Origin of the sequence: Psychrobacter sp. CAL346-MNA-CIBAN-0220, from assembly GCF_040309805.1 — a bacterium.
GTDB lineage: Bacteria > Pseudomonadota > Gammaproteobacteria > Pseudomonadales > Moraxellaceae > Psychrobacter.
In genome coordinates this window covers 1-279 of record NZ_JBEOPF010000173.1, presented here as the reverse complement: position 1 = coordinate 279, position 279 = coordinate 1, and the positions used below count along the sequence as shown (strand labels likewise).

Genomic DNA, 279 nt, shown 5'->3' with positions numbered 1-279 from the left:
ATGTAGGCTTAGAATTGCCGAACAAGTTCCGTGAAACCGTGTTTATGCGCGATGTACTCGATTCTGCCGCGTTTAAAGACAGCAAATCGACATTGTCTATGGTGTTAGGACAAGACATTGCCGGTGAGCCTGTGGTCGTTGATTTAGGCAAAATGCCGCATTTATTAGTTGCTGGTACAACGGGTTCTGGTAAATCGGTCGGTGTGAATGCGATGATCACCAGTTTGTTGTATAAATCGGGCCCAGATGATGTCCGCTTTATTATGATTGACCCTAAGA

Annotated in this window: 1 protein-coding gene; it reads left to right on the top strand. The window is 45.2% G+C overall.

The window, feature by feature from the left end; translation table 11 throughout:
* Nucleotides 1-279, top strand: a 279-nt coding sequence (locus AAEY88_RS13195) for an FtsK/SpoIIIE domain-containing protein (RefSeq protein WP_350563118.1), incomplete at both ends; no start/stop codon positions are given.